Raw genomic sequence first — 17,106 nt, forward strand, 5'->3', positions numbered from 1 at the left:
GCCGCAAGCCCAAACCCGGTAAAAGGCGGACCGGCCGGGCCGCCGTCACGGCTGCTCCGCGCGACAAAGCGGCCCGGTGGCCGACCATCGAACGGCCTCAATGTGAACCAATCAGAGTGCCCATGAAGCTGACCCGTTCCCTCGCCGCGCTCGCCCTTCTCGTTAGCTCCGCGCTTCCGGCCCTCGCTGCCGACGCCGTGTTTCCGCCCGGCTTGCGCCTCGGCATGGTGCCGCTGGTCGGCCTCAACACCGCAAAAACCTTTCCGGGCTTCGAGAGCGAGGACGGCAGCGTCAAGGTGCTGATCACCGAACTGCCGCCGGCGGCCTATGGCGAGGTGGTGAGCGCCTTCAATTCCAATCCGGCCGGCGCGAATGGCGTCAAGCAGGACAAGGTCGAGACACCCGCGGGTCTTGCCTATTTCACCACCGAAAGCGGCAAGGCCGGTGACACTCCGGTGAAGCGCTATTCGATGATCGTGCCGGGCGCCGGCTTCTCCGGCTATGTCGCAGTGCAGATCCCGGAGAATGCAACCAAGATCTACACCGACGAGGCGGTGCGGCAGATGTTTGCCAGCGCCACCACGCGCAGGCAGGTCTCGGCCGAGGAGCAGATCGCACTGATGCCGTTCAAGATCACTGATCTTGCCGACTTCAAGGACATCCGCACCCTGGCGCCGGGTAGCAGCATCATCCTGGCCGACGGCAATGAGAGTGCAGGCTATGAGTCGAAGCCGTTCATGATCCTCGGCCTGATCGGCGCCACCCCGCAAGCCGCCGACGACCGCGCCCGCTTCGCCCAGGAGGCCGCGCTGCAGATCCCCGGCGTGCGCGAATCGCGCGTCACCATGTCCGAGCCGATCCGCATCAACGGCCAGCAAGGCTTCGAGACCCGGATCGACGGCGTCAGCGGCAAGGACAAGACCCCGGTCACCGTGGTGCAGTGGATCCGCTTCTCGAGCGGCGGCGCCTCGCTGCGCATCATCGCCAGCGCCCCGCGCGACCAGTGGCAAGCCGCCTTCACCCGCTTCCGCGCCGTGCGCGACGGCATCCAGCCGAAGGGGTAGGCGGCATACGCGGTGTCGTCCCGGCGAACGCCGGAAACCCATACCGCGTGATCTCGCGGTTGCAGTACCCACGAAGAATCTTCGCCAAACATTTCCCTGGGAGTATGGGTCCCGGATCGGCGCGCGCCTTGAGGGCGCGCTTGTCCGGGACATGTTGGGGCTGAGAGCCCAACCCCTCACCAGAACCGGCTGCATTTTCGGGCTTCTGTTCGTATACGAACGGAACTAGGCTTCCCCTTATTGGATCATCCTGGAGGGAGGCGAACGATGCTTGATCGACGACAAATCCTCGCGGCGCTTGGGACAAGCGCTCTTGTGGCCCTCACGCCAACCGCGCTGTTTGCAGCAGCATCGATCAAGCCGGACGAGACCTCCGCGCTGCTCGTGATCGACGTGCAGAACTGCTTCCTGCCCGGCGGCAGCCTCGCCGTGAAGGAAGGCGAGCAGGTGGTGCCGGTCATCAACAAGATCTCGAAAGCGTTTGCGAACGTGGTGATGACGCAGGACTGGCATACGCCGGGCCACATCTCGTTCGCGTCGGTGCACTCCGGCAAGAAGCCGTTCGAGACCGTCGATCTCCCCTACGGCAAGCAGGTGCTGTGGCCGGACCATTGCGTGCAAGGCACCGACGGCGCGGCGCTGTCGAAGGACCTGGCGATCCCGCATGCCGAGCTCATCATCCGCAAGGGCTTTCACAAGGACGTCGACAGCTATTCGGCCTTTCTCGAAGCCGACGGCAAGACCTCGACGGGCCTTGCCGGATACCTCAAGGGGCGCAAGATCAAGCGCGTCTTCGTTGCTGGCCTCGCGACAGATTTCTGCGTCGCCTGGACCGCGCTCGACGCGCGCAAGGCAGGCTTCGAGGTCTATGTGGTGGAAGACGCCTGCCGCGGCATCGACACGCAGGGCTCGCTGGCAAAGGCCTGGGCCGATATGGCCAAGGCCGGCGTGAAGCGGATTCAGTCTGCGGATATCGCGGTGAGCGCGTAAACGCGGCTTAGGCCGCGCTGTCCGGCTCGTTGTTGTTGGCGGCGGGCACGGGCTTTGCGCCGCCCTTGGCGACGCCGACCAAAGCCGGGCGCAGCACGCGCTCGCCGATGGTGTAGCCGGCCTGCATGATCTGGACCACGGTGCCTGAGGGCACCGACGGATCGGGCACTTCGTACATCGCCTGATGGAAGTTCGGGTCGAACTTCTGGCCCTGCGGATCGAGCTTCTTCACGCCATGCTTTTCCAGCGCGTTGAGCAGCGACCGCTCGGTGAGCTCGACGCCCTCGATCAGCGAGACCAGGCCGGGATCGGCCGTGGCGCGGGCCTCGGCGGGAACGGCATCGAGCGCGCGTTGGAGATTGTCGGCAATGTCGAGCACGTCACGGGCAAAGCCGGTAATGCCATAGAGGCGGGCGTCGGCGACTTCCTTGGCGGTGCGCTTGCGCAGATTCTCCATCTCGGCCAGCGTCCGCAGCATGCGGTCGCGCGCCTCGGTGGCTTCCTTCTCCAAGGTTTCGACCGAGCCGGGCTCGGGATCGTCGGGCATGATGTAGGGCTTTGACACCACGGGCTCGGGCGTCGGCGCGGTCGTGTCTTCGGGTTGCCGGTCTCGATCGGTCATCGGCTCTAATCTCGAACTCGTTTCAGGGATTGTTGGCCCGGATATCGTGCCTAAGCGTGCGAAAATCAAGCGCCCGTGATCGGCGGAAACGCCGGTCAGCCTCCCAAAAGGCGGCTGACGATCCGGGCGGCGTAGTCCACCGTCGGGATCACGCGGGCATAATTCAGCCGCGTCGGCCCGATCACGCCGAGGACGCCGACGATGTGGCCGGCGGCATCCCGATAGGGCGAGATGATGGTGGAGGAGCCCGACAAGGAAAATAGCTTGTTCTCGCTGCCGATGAAGATGCGCACGCCTTCCGCGGTCTCGGCTCGGCCCAGGAGATCGATGACGCCGCGCTTGGTCTCGAGATCGTCGAACAAAAGGCGCACCCGTTCCAAATCTTCGAGCGCGTGCAGATCCTCCAGCAGATTGGCGTGGCCGCGCACGATGAGCTGCCGGTCCTCGTTCTCGCCACCGGACCAGCTTGCGATTCCGGCCGAGATCACCTTCTGCGTCAGCTGATCGAGTTCGGCGCGGGCTTGCCCGAGTGCGGTCTCGAGCTCGAGCCGCGCCTCGGCCAGGGTGCGGCCGCGGATCCGCGCATTGAGGAAATTGCCGGCCTCGGTGAGCGCCGAGGAGGGAACTCCGGGCGGCAGCGTGAGCACACGGTTTTCGACCTGGCCGTCCTCGCCGACCAGGATCACCAGCGCCTTTTCCGGTTCCAGGCGCACGAATTCGATGTGCTTCAGCCGCGCATTGGATTTCGGCGTCAGCACCACCGCGGCGGCGCGGGTCAGGCCCGACAGCCGCATCAAGGCCTGGTCCAGCGCCGCCTCGACCGATTGCGCCTGGCCTACGGTGGCAAGCTGGCTCTGGATCGCCGCACGCTCGGTTTCCGTGAGGTCGCCGACCTGCATCAGGGCATCGACGAAAAAGCGTAGGCCCAGTTCCGTCGGCAGCCGGCCGGCGGAGGTGTGGGGCGCATAGATCAGGCCGAGCTGTTCCAGATCGGCCATGACGTTGCGGACCGAGGCCGGCGACAGCGGCATCGCGATCAGGCGCGAGATGTTGCGCGAACCCACGGGATCGCCGGTCGCGAGGTAGCTTTCGACAATTTGACGAAAGATGTCGCGGGAACGCTCGTTGAGCTGGGCAAGGCCTGCGCGCGGCGCGATCAGCTGGATCGGATCGTGATGGGCCACAGACGGTAACTCCTCTCAGATCCTCATAATTTGTCCATCCGGGAGGCTTCTGACAAGCGCGGCGTTTGCAGGCGCGAAATCAGGGGGTGAAAAAACCTTGCCGCCCACCCTCACCCCACCTACAAGCACCGCGAACAGCCCTGCACCCCGCGAGTTTTGGAGGATTTCCCATGCGGCCAAGCCGCCGTGCGCCCGACGAATTGCGCCCCGTGACGCTGGAGCGCGGCGTGGTCAAATATGCGGAAGGCTCGTGCCTCGTGAAGTTCGGCGACACCCATGTGCTGGTCACTGCCACGCTGGAAGACCGCCTGCCGCCGTGGCTCAAGGGCCAGGGCCGCGGCTGGGTCACCGCCGAATACGGCATGCTGCCGCGCGCAACCTCCGAACGCACCCGCCGCGAGGCCTCCGCCGGCAAGCAGAGCGGCCGCACCGTCGAGATCCAGCGCCTGATCGGCCGCTCGCTTCGCACCATCGTCGACCTCGAAGCGCTCGGTGAGCGCCAGATCACGGTCGATTGCGACGTGCTTCAGGCCGACGGCGGCACCCGCACGGCCTCGATCACCGGCGCCTGGGTCGCGCTCGCCGATTGCATCAACTGGATGAAGGCGCGCAACATGATCAAGGCCAATGTGATGCGCGACAACGTCGCTGCGATCTCCTGCGGCATCTACAATGGCACGCCGGTGCTCGATCTCGACTATGCCGAGGATTCAGAAGCCGAGACCGACGCCAATTTCGTCATGACCGGCGACGGCCGCATCATCGAGGTGCAGGGCACCGCGGAACGCCAGCCCTTTACGCAGGACGAGTTCCTGAAGCTGATCGCCCTGGCCCAGAAGGGCATCGCGCGTCTGGTGGACTTGCAGAAACTGGCTGTGGCGTAGTCAATAGGCCCATGCACCGCCGAATCACGGACAAGCTGGTCATCGCGACCCACAATCCCGGCAAGCTCGCCGAGATGCGGGAGCTGCTTGCGCCGTACGGCATCGCGGCGGTGTCGGCCGGTGAGCTCGGCCTGGGCGAGCCGGACGAGACCGGGAACGATTTCCGCAGCAACGCCGCGATCAAGGCGATTGCCGCAGCGCAGGCAACCAAGCTTCCCTCCTTCGCCGATGATTCCGGCATCGTCGTCGACGCGCTCGACGGCGCGCCCGGCATCTACAGCGCGCGCTGGGCCGGCCCGAGCAAAGACTTCAATGCCGCGATGGCGCAGATCGAGCGGCTGTTGCAGGAGCGCGGCGCCACTACGCCCGACAAGCGCACCGCGCACTTCGTCTCCGCGCTCTGCGTCGCCTGGCCCGACGATCATCTCGAAGAAGTCGAGGCGCGCGTCGACGGCACGCTGGTCTGGCCGCCGCGCGGCACCGCCGGTTTTGGCTACGATCCGATGTTCCTGCCCGACGGTCACGACCGCACTTTCGGCGAGATGGAGAGCATCGAGAAGCATGGCCTGCCGCCGCTTGGGCTTGGCCTGTCGCACCGCGCCCGCGCCTTCGTGAAACTGGCGGAGATCTGCCTTGAGCCGCGATAGAGCGTTTTCGAGCGAAGTGGATACCGGTTCGCGCCAGGAAAACGCGTCAAAACGAGAATCCGAAGCCTTCGGCGTTTACGTGCACTGGCCGTTCTGCCTGTCGAAATGTCCCTATTGCGACTTCAACAGCCATGTCCGCCACGCCGCAATCGACGAGGCGCGCTTCGCCTCCGCCTTCGCACGTGAGATCGCAACCACCGCGCAGCGCGCGCCGGGCCGCGAGGTCACCTCGATCTTCCTCGGCGGCGGCACGCCGTCCCTGATGCAGCCTGCAACCGTCGGCGCGGTGCTCGATGCGATCGGCAAGCACTGGACCGTCGCAGGTGACGTCGAAGTCACGCTGGAGGCAAACCCGACCAGCGTCGAGGCCACGCGTTTCGCCGGCTATCGCACCGCCGGCGTCAATCGCGTCTCGCTCGGCGTGCAGGCGCTCGACGATGCCTCCCTGAAGGCGCTGGGCCGCATGCACAGCGCGCGCGAGGCACTCGATGCCGTCGCCATCGCGCGCCGCTCGTTCGACCGCTACTCGTTCGACCTGATCTACGCCCGCCCCGACCAGACGCCGGCGATGTGGGCTGACGAGCTGCGTCTCGCGATCGATGAAGCCGCCGAGCATCTGTCGCTCTATCAATTGACGATCGAGGAAGGCACGCCGTTCTTCGGCCTCCATCAGGCCGGCAAATTGAAGACCCCGGACGAGGCGGTGGCGCGCGCGCTCTACGACGTCACGCAGGAAACCTGCGACAAGCTCGGACTGCCCGCCTACGAGATCTCCAACCACGCGCGGCGTGGCGCGGAGTGCCGGCACAATCTGGTCTATTGGCGCGGCGAGGAATATGCCGGCATCGGCCCTGGCGCCCACGGCCGGCTCGACATCGATGGCGTGAGACACGCCACCGCCACCGAGAAGCGTCCCGAGGCCTGGCTGCTGCGGGTGGAGACCAACGGCCATGGAATCGTCACCGACGACCTCCTCAACAGCGAGGAGCGCGCCGACGAATTTTTGCTGATGGGATTGCGTCTCGCCGAGGGCATCGACCCCGAACGATACAAAGCCCTCTCCGGCCGGACGCTCGATCCCAAACGCATCGCTCTGCTGCGCGAGGAAGGCGCGATCACGGTCGATGCGACGGGCCGCTTGCGCGTGACCAGCAGCGGATTCCCCGTGCTCGATGCGGTGGTCGCGGATTTGGCGGCGTAGCGAGATGCCGTAGGGTGGGCAAAGCGACTTGTCCTCCGTAGCTCAAAGAGCGAAGGCGGAAGCGTGCCCACGCATTTTTCGCGATCGAGAGAGATGGTGGGCACGGCGCGGTCGCGCCTTTGCCCACCCTACTACGGCGCCGTCGCCCGAAGCTATGCCCCAAAACTCTTCGGCGAGCCCGCGACCGCAACGCCGCCGCCCTGCGCCACCTTCATCACCGCGAGGCCACGCTCATTGGTGCCGTCGGCGCGGAAGCGGAACAGGCCGTCGATGCCGGCAAAGCCCGAGGGGTTGGTGAGCACATCGGGCGAGAAGCGCGTCGTACCTTGCGTGCGCGCGAGCGCGGCGACGAGGGCGACCGCGTCATAGGCGAGCGTCGCGGTGCGGATCGGCTCGGCGCCGTATTTGGTGCGATAGCGGCCGGAGAATGCGCGGAAACCGGCCGGGTCCGGCGCGGCATAGAGACCGCCTTGCAAGGCGGCGCTGGCATAGACGCGCGGACTGTCCCACAGGCCGGTGCCGAGCAGCTGGATGTTGCGCAAATTCGCGCCCGCGGCGGTCATGGCGTCCGCCACCGACACGACGGCGTCGCCATCATCGGCCATGAACAACGCATCCGCGCTGCCGAGCTGCTGCGCCACCGTGCGCGCCGGCGTGGCGCGATCGGCGCCGTATTTCTCGAAGGCGACGATGCGCCCGCCACGCCGCGGCACCGCCGCCTTCACGGCGGCTTCGACGACATTGCCATAGGCGTTGTCGGGCACGAGCACGGCGACGGAGCGCTTTCCGATGCTGGCGGAATAATCGACGATGCGATTGACGTCGGACTCCGGCAGGAAGCTGAGCAGATAGACGCCGCGGCCGGCGATGCTGGAATCGGTCGAGAAGGCGATCACCGAGATGCCGCGCGTCCGCGCGACCTGCGCCACGGCCGGCACCGATTGTGCGAACAGCGGCCCCAAGATGATCTCGGCGCCCTCGTCGACCGCCTGCTGCGCGCTGGCCTGCGCGCCTTGCGGGCTGCCATTGTCGTCCTTGATCAAGAGCTGGATGTTCGGGTTCTGGAACTCGGCCAGCGCCATCTCGGCGGCGTTGCGCATGGACTGCGCGGCCAGGCCGGCATTGCCGGCGGCCGAGAGCGGCAGGATCACGGCGACCTTGACGCCGCCGGTGCCGGCGGTCGTGGCCTGCTGCGGCGGGCCAGCTGGTTGGGCCGGCGGTGCGGAGCTCGAGAACGGGTTGGAGAACTGGCTGAGACTCTGCTGCACGCCGGCACAGGCCGACAGCAGGGGCGCCCCGAGCAACAGGCCGAGCGCGCTCCTTCGGGTCGCCCCTGACATCAGGGACCCCGGAACGGGAGACTTTGGATAACGCGGGCCCACCATGGCAGCTTCTCTTCTGACCCGCCTCTCGCCGGCCGGTCACGACACTCTTTCCACGACACAAGCCGCGGATTCAGGCATATTGTCGGCAAATAGTTAACCAAAACAAAAGGATAATAGCCGCTTAACGCAGCCACCTCCCCGTCCCGTCAGCTGTTCGCCGTCACTTACGCAGCATCAAGGCGGCGTTTCCGTCGCGAATATGGCGCGAGCCCCCTCCCTCACTCTCGACGTGATCCCGATTGATCACATTCCCGTCCGTTCCTCGCCCCTCACCTCGGCACGATCTTTTTCGGCGAGCCGGTTCCCAGCCCCGCGGATCGTGCCTAAGTTGACCCCATTATGCGCGCAAAGCCGGCCCCGATAAATACGCTTGAAGCTCAAGACGCCGCCTCGCGCGGTTTCTCTATCGATGCCCACCGGCTGGCGGCGCCGAAGGCGGCTCCGGGCCTGCATCTGGTCGCGACCCCGATCGGCAATCTCGGCGACATCACGCTGCGTGCGCTCCAGACTCTCGCCGGCGTCGATGTCATCGCCTGCGAAGACACCCGCATCACACGGCGCCTGACCGAGCGCTACGCCATCACGGCAACGCTCAAGCAATATCACGAACACAATGCGGAAGCCGCGCGCCCAAAGATCCTGGAGGCGCTGGGACAGGGCGGCTCGATTGCGCTGGTCTCCGACGCCGGCACGCCGCTGGTCTCCGATCCCGGCTTCAAACTGGTGCGCGAGGTCTGTGCCGCCGGCCATGCGGTGTATGCTCTGCCGGGCCCGTCCTCGGTGCTCGCCGCCTTGTCGGTCGCGGCGCTGCCGACCGACCGCTTCTTCTTCGAGGGTTTTTTGCCGGCGAAATCCGCCGCGCGCCGCGCGCGCCTCACCGAGCTCGCCCGCATCGATGCGACGCTGGTGATGTTCGAATCCGGCAACCGTGTGCAGGATACGCTCACTGAACTCGCCGAGATCATGGGCACGCGCGAGGCCGCCATCTGCCGCGAACTGACGAAGCTGCATGAGGAAATTTCGCGCGCGAAGCTGGCCGATCTCGCGCGCGATGCTGATGCGTTGGAAACGCGCGGCGAATTCGTGCTGGTGATCGCTCCGCCAGCTGATGACGCCGAGGTGCTGACACCGGATGCGCTGGACGATCTCTTGCGCGAACAGCTTGCCACGCACAGCGTGAAGGACGCTGTCGCGCATGCCGTCGCGCTCTCGGGCCGGCCGCGCCGCGAGGTCTATGCCCGCGCGCTCGAGCTTGCAAAAGATTTTCGGGGCGGCGATGGCGAAGATTGAGATCCCGAGGGAACCAAAGGTTGCCTCGCCCGAGCGCATCGCCGCATTCCGCACCGGCATCTCGGCCGAGAGCCGTGCCGCCGCCTACCTCATGGCGAAGGGCTATCGCATCCTCGCCAAGCGCTATCGCACCCCCCATGGCGAGATCGACATCGTGGCGCGCCGCCGCAATCTGATCGCGTTCGTCGAGGTCAAGGCGCGGACGACACTGGACGACGCCGCTTTCGCGGTGACGCCGCGCCAGCAGCAGCGCATCATCGACGCCGCGCAAGGCTGGCTCGTAGCGCATCCCGAGCATGCCGAATTCGAATTGCGATTCGATGCCATGCTGATTGCGCCGCGCTCACTTCCGCGCCATGTGTTGGCGGCATTCGACGCCTCGACCTGAAAGGCAGACCATGAAATTGAACGTCGCCGTCCAGATGGACCCCATCGCCCGCATCAACATCAAGGGCGATTCCACCTTCGCGCTGCTTCTGGAGGCGCAGAAGCGCGGCCATGGCCTGTCCTATTACACGCCCGACAAGCTCTCGATGGTCGGGGAGGAGATCGTCGCTCCGGTTCAGCTCCTGACCGTGCGCGACGAACCCGGCAACCACTTCACGCTCGGCGAGCCCAGGCGCGAGGCGCTCAACGGTTTTGACGTGGTGCTGCTGCGCCAGGATCCGCCGTTCGACCTCGCCTACATCACCTCGACGCACTTCCTGGAGCGCATCCATCCCAAGACGCTGGTGGTCAACGACCCGGCCTCGGTGCGCAACGCGCCGGAAAAGCTGTTCGTGATGAATTTTCCCCAGCTGATGCCGCCGACGCTGATCTCGCGCGACCTCGACGAGATCAACGCGTTTCGCGACAAGCATGGCGCCGTGGTGATGAAGCCGCTGCACGGCCATGGCGGCGCGGCGGTGTTCCGCGTGATGCCGCAGGACATGAATTTCGGCTCGCTGTTCGACATGTTCTCGGTCACCTTCAGGGAGCCCTGGGTGATCCAGCAGTTCATCCCCGAGGTGAAGCACGGCGACAAGCGCATCATTCTGGTCAACGGCGAGTTCGCCGGCGCGGTGAACCGCGTACCGGCCACCGACGACCTCCGCTCCAACATGGTGCGCGGCGGCGCGGCGCAGGAGACCGAGCTCACCCCGCGCGAGCGCGAGATCTGCGCCACCGTCGGCCCGGCCCTGCGCGAGCGCGGCCTGTTGTTCGTGGGCATCGACGTTATCAACGGAAGCCTCACCGAGATCAACGTGACCTCACCGACCGGCATCCGCGCCATTGCAAAGCTAGGCGGTCCTGATGTTGCGGCGAAGATCTGGGACGTGATCGAGCAGAAGCGGGAGAAGTAGACGCCGGTAATGATTGCGTCCGGAGCCCGCAATCTCTCCCCGCCCTCGTCCCGCACAAGCGCAGCTCTTGGCAACGCGTAGCGTTGTCCCCGGCGGAGCGCCGATCCGGGACCTCCGCACGTACGAGCGCTTGCGCTCGTCGCGATAGCGACAGGGCGTGGTTTGGCGAAGACTCCTCGTTGATACTTACACCTTTCCCAACCGAGAGATCACGCGGTTTGGATCCCTGCGGTTCGCAGGAACGCCACCGGAGTTTTGTTACTCCCGCACCCGCATCAACAGCGCCAATCCCGTGACGAAGAACACGACCAGCACGGCCATGCCGGCCTTCTGGCTTGCGGTCACGGCCGTGATTATGCCGATCAGCAGCGGTCCGATGAAGGACGTCACCTTTCCGGTCAGCGCGAACAGGCCGAAATACTGGGCGATGCGGTCCTTCGGTGCGAGGCGGATCAGCAGCGTCCGTGACGCCGCCTGGAGTGGGCCACCGGCCGCGCCGATGAGGCAGCCCAGCAGGAGATAGGCGCGCTCCGCAGCGCTCGAGAACAAGCCCGCGCCCGACAGCGGCGGCGCGACCTTGACGAACAACACACTGTCCTTGTCGACCAGAAGGATTGCGGCCACCGACAGCAGCAGCACCAGCATGCTGCCGGCAATGACACGCTTCGGCCCGAGACGATCATCGAGTTTGCCGCCGAACCATGCACCAAACGCGCCGGCGATCGCGAGCATGATGCCGAAGGTGCCGATCTGGATCGTGTGCCAGCCGAAGGTGCCCGCGGCATAGATGCCGCCAAAGGCGAACAGCGACACCAGACCGTCGGTGTAGATCATGTTGGCGAGCAGGAAGGCCGCGAGCGACTGCTGCTGCGGCAGGCTTCTGATCGATTGCTTCAGCTCCGACAGTCCTTCGCGCAAGGCCTCGCGCAGCGGGCGCTTCGCCGGATAGTCGGGCGTGAATAGGAATAGCGGCGTCACGAAGATCACGAACCACAGCCCGGTCAGCGGCCCGACAATGCGATCGCCCTGACGGCTGACCGGATCGAGCCCGAACAATGGCGAAAGGCCCAGCAATGTCCGGCCGGTCTCGGGATTGGCGGCGAGGAGACCGAGCACGATGATCAGACTGACGATGCCACCGACATAGCCGGTCGCCCAGCCGGTGCCGGAAAGCCGTCCAATACGTTCCGGCGGCACCAACGTCGGCATCATGGCATTGTTGAACAGCGTGGCGAATTCCGCCCCGACGCTGGCGAGCGCGACCGCGGTGAGCAGCGGCGGAATGATGGCGTGATCGCCAGGCTTGCCGATCCACAGCGTGCAGGATGCCAGCACGAGCACCGCGCCGAATCCCGCAATCCATGGCTTCCTGCGGCCCGAAGCATCCGCGATGGCCCCGAGCACCGGCGACAGCAGCGCGATGGCGAGACCCGCGGCTGCCATCGCAAAGCCCCACAGCGATTGGCCGGCGGCGGGATTTGGCGCGACGCTGGTGGCGAAATAGGGCGCGAACACGAAGGTCGTGATCAGCGTGAAATATGGCTGCGCGGCCCAATCGAAGAAGATCCAGCTGACGACAGCGGCGCGCGGCGGGTAGGTTCGCAGCACGCCGGCCATGCGCGCGTCTGGGGCGATCGTCGTCATCACGCAGTCCTCATCACGAACAGTTTTGCCTGTCTTGAGGCAAACCGTATAGCATTGCCGCGACGGGTGTGAACTGGCCCGAGCGTGCGACGGAAATTTGATGATGTCGTCATATTCGACACGGCGGGCCTTCTTGGCCGTCATCGCCACGCTGGCGCTCGGCCTTGCGCCCGCGGCGGCACAGGATGCGCGGCCGGGCTATGTCCCGCCCGCGCGCGACGCGGTGCGCGCCATCGCCGCCGAACACGGCATGGTGGTCGCGCAGGAGAAGATATCGGCGCAAATCGGAGCCGAGATCCTGCGGCACGGCGGCAATGCCGTCGATGCAGCGGTCGCGACCGGCTTTGCGATGGCCGTGACCTATCCGCGCGCCGGCAATATCGGCGGCGGCGGTTTTATGGTGATCCATTCCGCTGACCGCAATGAAGACATCACGATCGATTATCGCGAGACCGCGCCAGCTGCGACCACGCCACAAATTTTCCTCGGACCCGACGGCAAGCCGGACGTAGCGAAATCACGGGATTCCGCGCTTGGCATCGGCGTGCCCGGCACTGTCGCAGGTCTCGCACTGGCTTTGGAGAAATACGGCTCGGGCCAGTTCACGCTGGCGCAATTGATCGAGCCTGCGATTGCGCTCGCCCGCGATGGCTTCGTCGTCAGCGACGACATGGCCGACACGCTGCCGGGCTGGCACCGGCGGCTGGTACGCTGGCCATCTTCGGCAAAAATCTTCTCGCGGCCGGATGGCACGCCGATCAGTGAAGGCGACAAGCTGGTGCAGGGCGATCTCGCTGAAACGCTGTCAGCCGTCGCTGCACAGGGGCCGCGCGGCTTCTATGAGGGGCCGGTTGCGGAAAAGCTCGCCAAGGCCGTGACTGACGCCGGCGGCATCATGACGCCGGCCGACCTGAAATCCTATCAGGCGGTGATCCGCGCCCCGGTGCACGGCACCTATCGCGGCTACGACATCGTATCGATGCCGCTGCCCTCGTCCGGCGGCGTCGTGCTGGTGGAGACCCTCAACATCCTCGAAGGCTTTCAGCTCGCCGATTTGAAGCAGGGCTCGCCGGCGTCGCTACATCTGCTGATCGAAGCCATGAAGCGCGCCTATGCGGACCGCGCGCGCCATCTCGGCGATCCCGCCTTCGTCAACGCACCGATCGAGAAGCTGACCGCCAAGGACTACGCCGCCAAGCTGCGCGCGAGCATCTCCGCCGATCGCGCCACGCCGTCGAAGGACCTGGCTTCCGCGGGCCCCTCGCCGCGCGAGGGCAGCAACACCACGCATTTCTCCGTCGTCGACGGCCGCGGCAACGCCGTCAGCAACACCTATACGTTGAACTTCAGCTATGGCGTCGGCCTTGTCGCCGACGGCACCGGCGTGCTGCTCAACAACGAACTCGACGACTTCACCGCAGCGGTCGGCGCTTCCAATGCCTACGGCCTCGTCGGCTTCGAGGCCAATCTGCCCGGACCCGGCAAGCGGCCGTTGTCCTCGATGTCACCGACCATCGTCCTGAGGGACGGCAAGCCGGTGCTGGTGACGGGCTCGCCCGGCGGCAGCCGCATCATCTCGACGGTGCTCCAGGTGATCGTGAACGTCCTCGACTACAAGATGGACGTCGCCGCCGCCGTTGCGACGCCGCGGCTGCATCATCAATGGCTGCCGGACGAGGTGCGCATCGAGCGCGGCCTTCCCGACGACGTGCTGGTCGGCCTGAAGGCAATGGGCCATCTCGTCGTGGAGCCGATGGGGCAGACATCGGCCAATTCGATCCTCGTGACTCCGAACGGGCCGCTTGGCGCGCCCGATCTGCGCACGCGCGGCGCGGAGGCCGCGGGGCAGTAAAATTATGGCACGAGATTCCGGGTTCACGCTTCGCGTGCCCCCGGAATGACGGGAGAGTGGCTTACCGCCCCACCTGATACGGCCCGCCCTTTTCCAGCGCACGCGCATAGGCCGGCCGCGCATGGATGCGCTCGAGGAATGCCATCGCCTTGGGATGGCCCTGCTCGAGCCCGCCGCGCGCTTGCGCCGCTTCCACTGGAAAACTCATCTGGATGTCCGCCGCGGTAAACTCGGTGCCGGCGAACCACTCGCTCTTGCCGAGCTCGCCCTCCCAGTAATCCATGTGCTGCTTGAGCTGCGGGTTGACCAGCGTGGTCAGCGCCGTGTTCGAGACCTTGCGCACCAGCGGACGAAGCAATGCGGGCGCGCGCTTCGGCATCAGCGTGAACAGGAGCTTCAGCAGCAAGGGCTGCATCGCGGATCCTTCGGCGTAATGCAGCCAATAGGTGAAGCGCAGCCGCTCCGGCGTGTTCGGCGGTGGGATCAGGCGGCCGTTGCCGTAGGTTGCGATGATGTATTCGATGATCGCGCCTGACTCGGCGATGGTATTGCCGTTATCGGTGATGACGGGCGACTTGCCGAGCGGATGAATGGCGCGCAGCTCCTTCGGCGCGCGCATGTCCGGCTGGCGCTGATAGCGCACGATCTCGTAGGGCACGCCCAACTCTTCGAGCAGCCACAGCACGCGCTGCGAGCGGGAATTGTTGAGGTGGTGAACGATCAGCATCGGCGAGGTCCCCAGGGATAGGCGTGGTCGGTTGGCCGCGCCGTTCGTGCCAGCCCGGGAACGCAATGTCGAGCCGTCGGCGCGGATATTTTCACCCGGGTATATTGACGATGGTGTTTTACCCGGGTATTAAAGAGCCCAACGTCGTCAATATGGCAATGATTCCAATGCAGAAGATTTTCACCGCTTTCCAGGGGCCGCGCCGTCTGGTGTCCGGGCCGGCCGGGGAAGTCGCACTCGTCGTCAAGCGGGTGGCACCACGGCCGGACGAGCCCATCATCATCTTCGAGGACGCCACGGGCCGATCGATCGACTTCGATCTGCGCGGCGGGGATCGCGAGGTGCTGGCGCGCTTGGCCAAGCTTGTCCCGCCGCCGGTCGAGGAGAGCACGGCACCAAGCGAGCCGCGCGGCCGCGGCCGGCCGAAGCTCGGCGTGGTCGCGCGCGAGGTGACGCTGCTGCCGCGGCATTGGGAATGGCTCGGTGCGCAGCCAGGCGGCGCCTCCGTCGCGTTGCGCAAGCTCGTTGACGAGGCCAGGCGCGCGAGCGGCGACAAGGACCGCGAGCGGCAGGCGCGCGAGGCGGCCTATCACTTCATGTCGACCATGGCCGGCAACCTGCCGCAGTTCGAGGAAGCCTCGCGGGCGCTGTTCGCGGATGACCGGCGCCGCTTCACCGGACTGATCGCGGACTGGCCGACCGATATCCGCGACCACATCGTCAAGCTCGCCTACAGCGACCGCGCTTAACCGCGCGGCCCTTCGCTCAACTCCATCGACGGCCGAGCCGTGCACCTTGCGCGGCAGCGGCTTCGCATGCCTTGATGAAAGACACATCCATGCCCGCCACCAAACCGCTCTGGACGACATTCCTCCGCTTCCTGGCCCCGCTGATGCTGGGCAACGCGCTGCAATCGCTGTTCGGCACCGTCAGCAACGTCTACCTCGGTCAGATGCTCGGCGTCGACGCGCTGGCGGCCGTCTCGGTGTTCTTTCCGGTGATGTTCTTCCTGTTCGCCTTCGTCATGGGGCTGAGCACCGGCGCGACCGTATTGATCGGTCAGGCCTTTGGCGCACGCGAGCACGACAAGATCAGAAGCGTCGCGGGCACGACGCTTGCGATCGGCCTTCTGCTCTCCATCTCGGTTGCGCTGATCGGCGGGCTCTGCAGCCGTCAACTGATGATGGCGCTCGCGACGCCCGCGGACATTCTCGCTCCTGCCAGCGCCTATGCGCGGATCATGCTGCTCACCATGCCGCTCGGCTTCGTCTTCCTGCTGATGACGGCAATGGTCCGCGGCGTCGGCGATGCGCTCACGCCGCTGCTGGCGCTGGCACTGTCGACCGCGATCGGCCTGATCCTGACGCCGCTGCTGATCCGCGGGTCGTTCGGATTGCCGGCGGCCGGCATCACCAGTCCGGCTTGGGCAGCAGCGATCTCGAACGCGATCACGTTGATCGTTCTGGCCCTCTATCTGCGGCGGAAGAAGCACGCGCTCGCACCGGATGCGGCGCTGCTGCGTCAGCTGCGGCTCGACGGCGGCATGCTCGGAAAGATTCTCGGCATCGGCTTGCCGAGCGCCATCGGCATGGTGGTGATGGCGATCGCGGAGCTGGTCTTGCTCGGTCTCGTCAACGGCTTTGGGTCGGACGCCACTGCGGCCTATGGTGCCGTCAACCAGGTGATGGGCTACACGCAGTTCACGGCGATGTCGATTTCGATCGCGGTCTCGATCCTCGGTGCGCAGGCGGTTGGCAGCGGCGACAGAGCCCGGCTCAATGGCATCGTGCGGACCGGCCTCGCCTTCAACCTCGTCCTGACCGGCGGGCTGGTGGCGCTGATCTATCTCGCCCCGCGCGCCATTCTCGGCATCTTCATCACCGACGTCGCCGTGCTCGATCTGGCGAAAGGCCTGCTCGACATCGCGCTGTGGAGCTCGGTGCCGTTTGGCCTCGCCACGGTGTTCTCCGGCGCCATGCGCGCGGCCGGCACCGCGTTGACGCCGATGCTGCTCTCGATCTTCGCAATTGTCGCGATCGAGCTGCCTGCCGCGGTGATCCTGAGCCGCAGCGTCGGCCTTGCGGGCGTATGGGCCGCCTATCCCATCGTGTTCTGCGCCATGTTTGTTTTGCAGATGGGCTATTACGTCCTGATGTGGCGCAGGCGAGCGATCGAACGGTTGGTCTGACCGCCTAGGTATTACGATCGTCATTAAACGGTGGACCTGTGGCGTATGCTGCGCCAAAATGAGCGGAAGAGAAGTCAGGGAGATC

16 protein-coding genes are annotated in these 17,106 nt (G+C 65.9%); 11 read left to right on the forward strand and 5 right to left on the reverse strand.

All coding sequences use genetic code 11. The annotated features are described in order from the left end of the window. Nucleotides 1–122 precede the first annotated feature (122 nt). Together IVA79_RS21175 and pncA are read left to right on the forward strand one after the other, a co-directional pair. The gene (locus tag IVA79_RS21175) at nucleotides 123–1,064 is read left to right on the forward strand and encodes a hypothetical protein (protein WP_247556241.1); all 942 of its coding nucleotides are present in this window, start codon (nucleotides 123–125) and stop codon (nucleotides 1,062–1,064) included. A gap of 267 nt (nucleotides 1,065–1,331) precedes the next feature. Continuing rightward, complete coding sequence (gene pncA / locus IVA79_RS21180) at nucleotides 1,332–2,054, forward strand: bifunctional nicotinamidase/pyrazinamidase (protein ID WP_247556243.1); 723 nt, start codon at nucleotides 1,332–1,334, stop codon at nucleotides 2,052–2,054. Between the two features lie 7 nt (nucleotides 2,055–2,061). On the opposite strand, the gene grpE is transcribed toward pncA, so the two are convergent. Both grpE and hrcA read right to left on the reverse strand, forming a co-directional pair. Further along, the gene (gene grpE, locus IVA79_RS21185) at nucleotides 2,062–2,676 is read right to left on the reverse strand and encodes a nucleotide exchange factor GrpE (RefSeq protein ID WP_247556245.1); all 615 of its coding nucleotides are present in this window, start codon (nucleotides 2,674–2,676) and stop codon (nucleotides 2,062–2,064) included. Between the two features lie 95 nt (nucleotides 2,677–2,771). Then, complete coding sequence (hrcA, locus tag IVA79_RS21190) at nucleotides 2,772–3,860, reverse strand: heat-inducible transcriptional repressor HrcA (protein ID WP_247556247.1); 1,089 nt, start codon at nucleotides 3,858–3,860, stop codon at nucleotides 2,772–2,774. A gap of 170 nt (nucleotides 3,861–4,030) precedes the next feature. Between hrcA and rph the strand changes: the two genes are divergently transcribed. The 3 genes from rph to hemW are packed head-to-tail and all read left to right on the forward strand — an operon-like array spanning nucleotide 4,031 to nucleotide 6,592. Beyond that, the gene (rph, locus tag IVA79_RS21195) at nucleotides 4,031–4,744 is read left to right on the forward strand and encodes a ribonuclease PH (RefSeq protein ID WP_247556250.1); all 714 of its coding nucleotides are present in this window, start codon (nucleotides 4,031–4,033) and stop codon (nucleotides 4,742–4,744) included. A gap of 11 nt (nucleotides 4,745–4,755) precedes the next feature. Continuing rightward, nucleotides 4,756–5,391 (forward strand): RdgB/HAM1 family non-canonical purine NTP pyrophosphatase, encoded by a 636-nt coding sequence (gene rdgB, locus IVA79_RS21200; RefSeq protein WP_247556253.1) that lies wholly within the window; start codon nucleotides 4,756–4,758, stop codon nucleotides 5,389–5,391. A 16-nt stretch (nucleotides 5,392–5,407) separates the two neighbouring features. Beyond that, a complete protein-coding gene (hemW, locus tag IVA79_RS21205) occupies nucleotides 5,408–6,592 on the forward strand; it encodes a radical SAM family heme chaperone HemW (RefSeq protein WP_247556548.1) in 1,185 nt (394 codons plus the stop codon). Between the two features lie 152 nt (nucleotides 6,593–6,744). Here the strand turns inward: hemW and IVA79_RS21210 are convergent, their stop codons facing one another. Continuing rightward, nucleotides 6,745–7,977 carry a penicillin-binding protein activator gene (locus IVA79_RS21210; RefSeq protein ID WP_247556255.1) on the reverse strand — a complete coding sequence of 411 codons (1,233 nt, stop codon included), beginning with the start codon at nucleotides 7,975–7,977 and terminating at the stop codon, nucleotides 6,745–6,747. A gap of 339 nt (nucleotides 7,978–8,316) precedes the next feature. Here IVA79_RS21210 and rsmI point away from each other — a divergent pair, with 339 nt between their 5' ends. The 3 genes from rsmI to gshB are packed head-to-tail and all read left to right on the forward strand — an operon-like array spanning nucleotide 8,317 to nucleotide 10,610. Continuing rightward, a complete protein-coding gene (gene rsmI, locus IVA79_RS21215) occupies nucleotides 8,317–9,267 on the forward strand; it encodes a 16S rRNA (cytidine(1402)-2'-O)-methyltransferase (protein ID WP_247556257.1) in 951 nt (316 codons plus the stop codon). Continuing rightward, complete coding sequence (locus IVA79_RS21220; protein ID WP_247556259.1) at nucleotides 9,254–9,655, forward strand: YraN family protein; 402 nt, start codon at nucleotides 9,254–9,256, stop codon at nucleotides 9,653–9,655. The genes rsmI and IVA79_RS21220 overlap by 14 nt, the downstream gene beginning before the upstream one ends. 10 nt (nucleotides 9,656–9,665) lie before the next feature. Next, nucleotides 9,666–10,610 (forward strand): glutathione synthase, encoded by a 945-nt coding sequence (gene gshB / locus IVA79_RS21225; RefSeq protein ID WP_247556261.1) that lies wholly within the window; start codon nucleotides 9,666–9,668, stop codon nucleotides 10,608–10,610. A gap of 258 nt (nucleotides 10,611–10,868) precedes the next feature. On the opposite strand, the gene IVA79_RS21230 is transcribed toward gshB, so the two are convergent. Further along, a complete protein-coding gene (locus IVA79_RS21230) occupies nucleotides 10,869–12,254 on the reverse strand; it encodes an MFS transporter (RefSeq protein WP_247556263.1) in 1,386 nt (461 codons plus the stop codon). Between the two features lie 100 nt (nucleotides 12,255–12,354). On the opposite strand from IVA79_RS21230, the gene ggt reads away from it, so the two are divergent. After that, complete coding sequence (gene ggt, locus IVA79_RS21235) at nucleotides 12,355–14,106, forward strand: gamma-glutamyltransferase (RefSeq protein ID WP_247556266.1); 1,752 nt, start codon at nucleotides 12,355–12,357, stop codon at nucleotides 14,104–14,106. A 61-nt stretch (nucleotides 14,107–14,167) separates the two neighbouring features. Here ggt and IVA79_RS21240 read toward each other — a convergent pair whose 3' ends face one another. Beyond that, entirely contained in the window at nucleotides 14,168–14,833 is a 666-nt protein-coding gene (locus IVA79_RS21240; RefSeq protein WP_247556268.1) for a glutathione S-transferase, read from the reverse strand. Between the two features lie 152 nt (nucleotides 14,834–14,985). Between IVA79_RS21240 and IVA79_RS21245 the strand changes: the two genes are divergently transcribed. Both IVA79_RS21245 and IVA79_RS21250 read left to right on the forward strand, forming a co-directional pair. Beyond that, complete coding sequence (locus IVA79_RS21245; RefSeq protein ID WP_247556270.1) at nucleotides 14,986–15,582, forward strand: DUF2239 family protein; 597 nt, start codon at nucleotides 14,986–14,988, stop codon at nucleotides 15,580–15,582. Nucleotides 15,583–15,671: 89 nt separating this feature from the next. Then, a complete protein-coding gene (locus tag IVA79_RS21250) occupies nucleotides 15,672–17,021 on the forward strand; it encodes an MATE family efflux transporter (protein WP_247556272.1) in 1,350 nt (449 codons plus the stop codon). The last annotated feature ends 85 nt before the right edge of the window (nucleotides 17,022–17,106 follow it).

It is taken from the genome of Bradyrhizobium sp. 138, from assembly GCF_023074075.1.
Taxonomy (GTDB): domain Bacteria; phylum Pseudomonadota; class Alphaproteobacteria; order Rhizobiales; family Xanthobacteraceae; genus Bradyrhizobium.

Bases quoted from the DNA above. Each gene is read 5' to 3' on its own strand.
- IVA79_RS21175 (WP_247556241.1), top strand. From the start codon at position 123: ATGAAGCTGACCCGTTCCCTCGCCGCGCTCGCCCTTCTCGTTAGCTCC.
- pncA (WP_247556243.1), top strand. From the start codon at position 1,332: ATGCTTGATCGACGACAAATCCTCGCGGCGCTTGGGACAAGCGCTCTT.
- grpE (WP_247556245.1), bottom strand. From the start codon at position 2,676: ATGACCGATCGAGACCGGCAACCCGAAGACACGACCGCGCCGACGCCC.
- rph (WP_247556250.1), top strand. From the start codon at position 4,031: ATGCGGCCAAGCCGCCGTGCGCCCGACGAATTGCGCCCCGTGACGCTG.
- rdgB (WP_247556253.1), top strand. From the start codon at position 4,756: ATGCACCGCCGAATCACGGACAAGCTGGTCATCGCGACCCACAATCCC.
- IVA79_RS21210 (WP_247556255.1), bottom strand. From the start codon at position 7,977: ATGGTGGGCCCGCGTTATCCAAAGTCTCCCGTTCCGGGGTCCCTGATG.
- rsmI (WP_247556257.1), top strand. From the start codon at position 8,317: ATGCGCGCAAAGCCGGCCCCGATAAATACGCTTGAAGCTCAAGACGCC.
- IVA79_RS21220 (WP_247556259.1), top strand. From the start codon at position 9,254: ATGGCGAAGATTGAGATCCCGAGGGAACCAAAGGTTGCCTCGCCCGAG.
- gshB (WP_247556261.1), top strand. From the start codon at position 9,666: ATGAAATTGAACGTCGCCGTCCAGATGGACCCCATCGCCCGCATCAAC.
- IVA79_RS21230 (WP_247556263.1), bottom strand. From the start codon at position 12,254: ATGACGACGATCGCCCCAGACGCGCGCATGGCCGGCGTGCTGCGAACC.
- ggt (WP_247556266.1), top strand. From the start codon at position 12,355: ATGATGTCGTCATATTCGACACGGCGGGCCTTCTTGGCCGTCATCGCC.
- IVA79_RS21240 (WP_247556268.1), bottom strand. From the start codon at position 14,833: ATGCTGATCGTTCACCACCTCAACAATTCCCGCTCGCAGCGCGTGCTG.
- IVA79_RS21245 (WP_247556270.1), top strand. From the start codon at position 14,986: ATGGCAATGATTCCAATGCAGAAGATTTTCACCGCTTTCCAGGGGCCG.
- IVA79_RS21250 (WP_247556272.1), top strand. From the start codon at position 15,672: ATGCCCGCCACCAAACCGCTCTGGACGACATTCCTCCGCTTCCTGGCC.